Annotated in this window: 8 protein-coding genes and 1 pseudogene; 2 read left to right on the top strand and 7 right to left on the bottom strand. The window is 42.5% G+C overall.

The window, feature by feature from the left end; genetic code table 11:
* A pseudogene (locus tag HF992_RS11595) lies at window positions 1-107 on the top strand (IS30 family transposase); the annotation flags it as partial.
* Window positions 108-155: 48 nt separating this feature from the next.
* Here the strand turns inward: HF992_RS11595 and HF992_RS11590 are convergent.
* From HF992_RS11590 to HF992_RS11560, 7 genes are all read right to left on the bottom strand, one after another.
* Window positions 156-350 (bottom strand): helix-turn-helix transcriptional regulator, encoded by a 195-nt coding sequence (locus tag HF992_RS11590; RefSeq protein ID WP_168550149.1) that lies wholly within the window; start codon window positions 348-350, stop codon window positions 156-158.
* A complete protein-coding gene (locus HF992_RS11585; RefSeq protein WP_168550148.1) occupies window positions 347-868 on the bottom strand; it encodes a hypothetical protein in 522 nt (173 codons plus the stop codon). The genes HF992_RS11590 and HF992_RS11585 overlap by 4 nt, the downstream gene beginning before the upstream one ends.
* Window positions 869-871: 3 nt before the next feature.
* A complete protein-coding gene (locus tag HF992_RS11580; protein ID WP_168550147.1) occupies window positions 872-1534 on the bottom strand; it encodes a hypothetical protein in 663 nt (220 codons plus the stop codon).
* 241 nt (window positions 1535-1775) lie between these two features.
* Window positions 1776-2087 carry a DUF1292 domain-containing protein gene (locus tag HF992_RS11575; protein ID WP_168550146.1) on the bottom strand — a complete coding sequence of 104 codons (312 nt, stop codon included), beginning with the start codon at window positions 2085-2087 and terminating at the stop codon, window positions 1776-1778.
* A gap of 11 nt (window positions 2088-2098) precedes the next feature.
* Window positions 2099-2518, bottom strand: coding sequence for a Holliday junction resolvase RuvX (gene ruvX, locus HF992_RS11570; protein ID WP_168550145.1), 420 nt, complete (start codon window positions 2516-2518; stop codon window positions 2099-2101).
* Entirely contained in the window at window positions 2515-2784 is a 270-nt protein-coding gene (locus HF992_RS11565) for an IreB family regulatory phosphoprotein (RefSeq protein WP_168550144.1), read from the bottom strand. The genes ruvX and HF992_RS11565 overlap by 4 nt, the downstream gene beginning before the upstream one ends.
* Window positions 2785-2858: 74 nt before the next feature.
* Window positions 2859-3449, bottom strand: a complete 591-nt coding sequence (locus HF992_RS11560; RefSeq protein WP_168550143.1) for an SP0191 family lipoprotein — start codon at window positions 3447-3449, stop codon at window positions 2859-2861.
* A gap of 238 nt (window positions 3450-3687) precedes the next feature.
* Between HF992_RS11560 and HF992_RS11555 the strand changes: the two genes are divergently transcribed.
* A complete protein-coding gene (locus HF992_RS11555) occupies window positions 3688-4872 on the top strand; it encodes a LysM peptidoglycan-binding domain-containing protein (RefSeq protein ID WP_168550142.1) in 1185 nt (394 codons plus the stop codon).
* Window positions 4873-5019: the final 147 nt, after the last annotated feature.

Below are 5019 nucleotides of genomic sequence, written 5' to 3'. Positions count from 1 at the left end.
AGAAAACGACCATAAGAATGGTCGCCTTCATCGAAAATTGGATTAACAACTATCCAAAGAAATGTTTGAACTATTTATCTCCTAGACAATTTTTACTAAATGCCTAACTTAGACTTGAAATTTAGCGTGCAGATAACTGGATACCGTCTGGCCTCCTATTCCTCCCAAAAGAGCTGATCTAGCGTCTTATCCAGAACCTTACAGATGGCAATGCAGAGGTTGATGCTGGGATTGTAATCGCCTTTTTCCACCGCAGCAATGGTCTGTCTGGATACGCCAACCAAGTCTGCCAAGGCCTGCTGGGATAAATCTTTTCCTGCCCTTGCCGCCTTTAATCGAAGGTTTTTCATTCATCTACCTCCCTTTTGTCCTTCCATAGACGATAGGAGAAGGCAAGGCTAAGAGCTAGGCCGACAAGCCCTAAAACAGCAAGACCACCATTGCCACCTTTTTGAAATAGACCATCCTTATTCGGTTCTAGAAAAAGGAGAAAGAGACTGGCACCGGCTATCAGCAGACCCGATACAATTCCCTGAACCGGGCTCAAGCGTTGCTTTTCTTTGCCTTTTTTTGTCGGATAATAAGTCCCATTGACAATATTGGTCACTCCCACTACTGCAACAGAAAGGAAAAAGAGGCTCATGAGAATAAAGTCCACTGAAAATAAGTCTTCATACATACTGGCCAACACTATATATAGAAAAAGCAAGACCAAAATAGCTACCAATCCATATTTGTAACTTCGCCCCATAATCTGGCGTTGGCGGTCGTCATAATCTTCTTCTGTTAGATAGGAGTCTGATGTTTGATGTGTCAATAAAGAGTACACTCCTACCAACCCAATCACTGCTAATATTCCCCACTCCATTATTCATCCCTCTTCTTTTTTATTCTGATAGAGGCGATAGAGAATGCTGGCGCCCATACTAAAGAGCGCAAGTCCAAGGACCATAAAGGATCCGTCTCCGCCTCTCGTAAAAAATACCTTGCGAGCTGACGGATCTGCTATGGCCGTAAAAAGTCCCATCCCCATAACGAATAGTCCAAAGAAGCTAGCAGACCAGCCAAAGAGTTTGCCTTTGCTCCCAAAGCGACTGTCCACAAAATAGCTGGCGCCTTTAAGGTTGGCATAGGTTGTGCTCAGTCCTAGACCACCCCAAAGTCCTAAGGCAAGCATGAAGTCAAGGCCAACTAGGTGTGACCCAAAACGGCTGATAAAGATGGATAACCAAAAGATGAAGATCATGTACCAAAAACCAAGACTGTAGCTTTTTAAGATATAGGCTTGCTGGCGTTCGTCATAAGCAGGCCGAATTTTGTCTAGTTTTTGATCCGCCGCTAGTTGTTTAGCTGTCTTTAACCCCCAAATTAAGCCCACTAAAAAGAGACTAGCTAAAACAAAGCCTACCCAAAGCACTATTTTCAAAAAGGGATCATCTGACAATAAGGCAGCCGATAAGGCAACTATATCGGCCACTCCCACCATGGTAATAGCCAACCATTGATTTCTCAGGACATTGTCATTAAACAACATGAGAACACCTCCTGATAATTGTTTTATTTTCCTTTATTGTAAGCTATTCCACCCTTTTTGTCAAATATATTTTACAAAAAGTTTGATAAAAGTTACAAAAATACCCTGAAAGAGGTTTTCCATATTATCTTTATCGACGAGAGAAATTGTTATTCTTGGTTTATTTGCCATAATATCACAGGAAGAAGCTTTTGGAGCACGGCTAATCAAAAAAGCCAGCTTTAGGCTGACTCATTGATTTTTATTCTTCGTCTAAGAAACTGTTGAAGACTTCTTCAATCATATCCCACTCCGCTTCGGAATCTTCCGGAATCGGCTGAAGATCCCCTTCTGTTCCGTCTTCATTTTCTGTAAACGAATAAGCCTGAATCTCAACTTCGCCATTTTCATCTTCTTCAGCAGAAGCAGGAATTAACAGAACATAGTTCTTGCCGAATTCTTCCTGGCCGTCAATCGTTAATAAAATCTCAAAAAGCGTTTCATTGCCATTCTCATCAACAAGCGTGATGAGCTCGCGCTCTTCATTATGATCATGGTTGTGTTCGTGTGACATAAGGTCTCCTTTTAAAATGTTCTATCTAAATAATTTTGCAAAATAAGCTGAGCAGCCAACTTATCAATCACTTTCTTGCGTTTGTTGCGACTCAAATCAGCCTGTTCAACCAGCATACGCTCCGCAGCTACAGTCGTCAGACGCTCATCTTGGTACTCAACCGCCAATCCAAATCGCTCTGCGACCAGGTCTCCATAAGCCCGTGAAGCCTCTACACGAGGTCCTTCTGTATTATTCATGTTCTTAGGAAGACCGATGACGATTTTAGTCACCTGGTACTGTTTGATTAATTCAGCTAAACGCTCCAGACCAAACTCACTCTTGGCTTCATCAATAGGGATAATTTCAAGTCCCTGCGCTGTAAAGCCTAAGGGGTCCGATACTGCTACACCGACGGTCTTTGAACCGACATCAAGTCCCATGATTCTCATGATAAATCAATCCCATGACCCTTTAAGTAAAAGCGAACCAACTCTTCCACAATCTCATCACGCTCATATTTTCGAATATGATTACGAGCGTCGTTATAGCGCGGAATATAAGCCGGGTCTCCACTCAGTACGTAACCCACAATTTGATTGATTGGATTATAACCTTTTTCATTCAAAGAATGGTAGACCGTCGTTAGCGTTTCGCTAATTTCTTTTTTGTTCACATCGTCAAGATTAAAGCGGACGGTTTCATCTGTAAATCCCATAATCACACCCTCTTTCCCTAAAAAGTCTTTCCTTTATTTATTGTAACCGATTTTGACAGCTTCTACAAGTATTTTCATTCTTTTTCTAAGGTAAAGAGAGAACTATCTGAGGATTCTTCTTCTCCAGCAACAACTGGCTGCGCACCATAGGCTGCTAACCGCTCAAGGTATTGCTCGGAAGTCAGTTTTGACACATCCTCCAGACCAGAACCTTTAAACATAGGCAACTGTGCCAATTTATTTGTTTCCAGATTGGGCACATCAAGAGTAAAGGTGATAAAGAACTGATTTTCATCTAGAAAATCCACCTCATAACTTAAACCCGAAATAGCTGCTAACTGTTGGTAAACGTCATCCTTCCCCATTGACTCCAGCAATAAGCGCTTAGTTTCTTCTAAACCAACTTCGCTAATCGCTTGTTTGATTTCCTCTGTAACTTCCATAGGATTTCGTAAAATAATCTTCTGGATAACGTCTCCTTTATAAAGAACGGTCTGGCGTTGCGTCTTTCCGTTAGTCAAGGCCAAATCAAAAACTTGAGTCTTAAGAACAGATTCTTCACTTGATTGGGTCGTTTCCTCTTTAGCTGGTTTCGTTTCCTTAGTACCGCAGGCACTTAAGCAAATGGCGGTCATAGCAAGTAGCAGCCACCTGTATTTTTTCATGGTAAATCCTCTTCTTTCCTAATGTTAGTATAGCATTTTCAAGCTTATTTTTCAAGATACAGTGAATAGTCTCTCGTTTTTCATGGCACTGCCCTATGTTACTAATTATTACGATTTATGACAAAACTAGGGTTTTATGACAACTTTACATCAATTGAGTTAAAACACCCCCTTATTCCTCTACAGCCGTTCGTTTTATGGTAAGATGGGTTTCAGTCATAGAAAGAAAGGAATAGCAATGAAACAATCATTAACTAAAAAAATACTTACGGCATCAACACTCCTAGCGAGCTTCGTCTCCACAACTAGCCTTCAAGCGCTGAGCTGGACACCACGCTCCATAGGAGAAATCAAGGCTGACTTGATTCCTCAACCGAGCACAGATAGCCAAAATGGTACTCAACCTCTGATCCAGACTCAAACCTACACGGTTAAGTACGGGGATACACTCAGCACTATCGCAGAAGCTATGGGCATCGACATGATGGTCTTAGCAAATATTAATCAAATTGCTAATTTAGATTTGATTTTCCCAGATACTGTTTTAAAAACAAGTTACGATCAATCGAACAATCTTACAAGTGTTGAAATCCAAGCACCTCTGCCTGAAAACCCTAGCCAACAAGTTGTGGCTAGCGCTGATTTAACGACTAATGAAGTCAAAGTAGATGACCAAACGGTTGTTGTAGAAGATTTAACCCAGCCTGTCTCTTCTACAGAGCAAGGAACTGCCTTGACCACGACAACAAACGACGAAGATATCATCGACACTGCTCCTGTCGCTGAACCAACACCTGTCACTCCTACACCTGCAGCAGAAAGCAGCATTCAAGCTGAAGCAGTGCCAGTCTCCGAATCAGCACAACCTATCGCTGAAACAGCCCCAGTCATCGAAGGGGCTCAACCTGCAACCTCAACTGTCTCTGCCGTTGAAGCTACAACAGCTGAAATCACTCACCCTACCACAGAGAGCACACCTGCTGTTGAAGCAGCAACGACTGTTGCGACCAACCCTGTCGCTAAGATCCCTGCCAACTCTGGGACAGTGGCTGCCGTTACAACCTCCTCTTATGGTGACAATACCGGACTACAACCCCAAACGATTGCCTTTAAAGATGAAGTCGCCAGCCTCTTTGGCATTACTTCCTTCAGCCTATACCGTCCAGGAGATACCGGTGACCATGGAAAAGGGTTAGCTGTTGACTTTATGGTTCCTGAAAGTTCCGCTCTTGGAGATGCTGTTGCAGATTATGCTGCAGCTAACATGTCTGCTAAGGGAATTTCCTATATCATTTGGAAGCAACGCTTCTACTCCCCTTACCCAAGCATCTATGGACCAGCTTACACTTGGAACTTGATGCCAGACCGTGGCAGCATCACAGAAAACCACTACGATCACGTCCATGTCTCTCTTAATCCTTAAAACAAAAAAGCTTGAAGAACTGGCTCTATAATTTCTGTAGTGGGTAAATCCACCTCGGAGATTATGGAGCCTTTTTGAGTATGAAAAAAGCCCCATATGACCTATAATGAAAAGCAATCAAACCACTCATTAGAAAGAATCATATGG

It is taken from the genome of Streptococcus ovuberis (genome assembly GCF_012396585.1).
In the GTDB taxonomy this organism is placed as follows: domain Bacteria; phylum Bacillota; class Bacilli; order Lactobacillales; family Streptococcaceae; genus Streptococcus; species Streptococcus ovuberis.
This window is presented reverse-complemented; position numbering and strand designations above follow the sequence as displayed.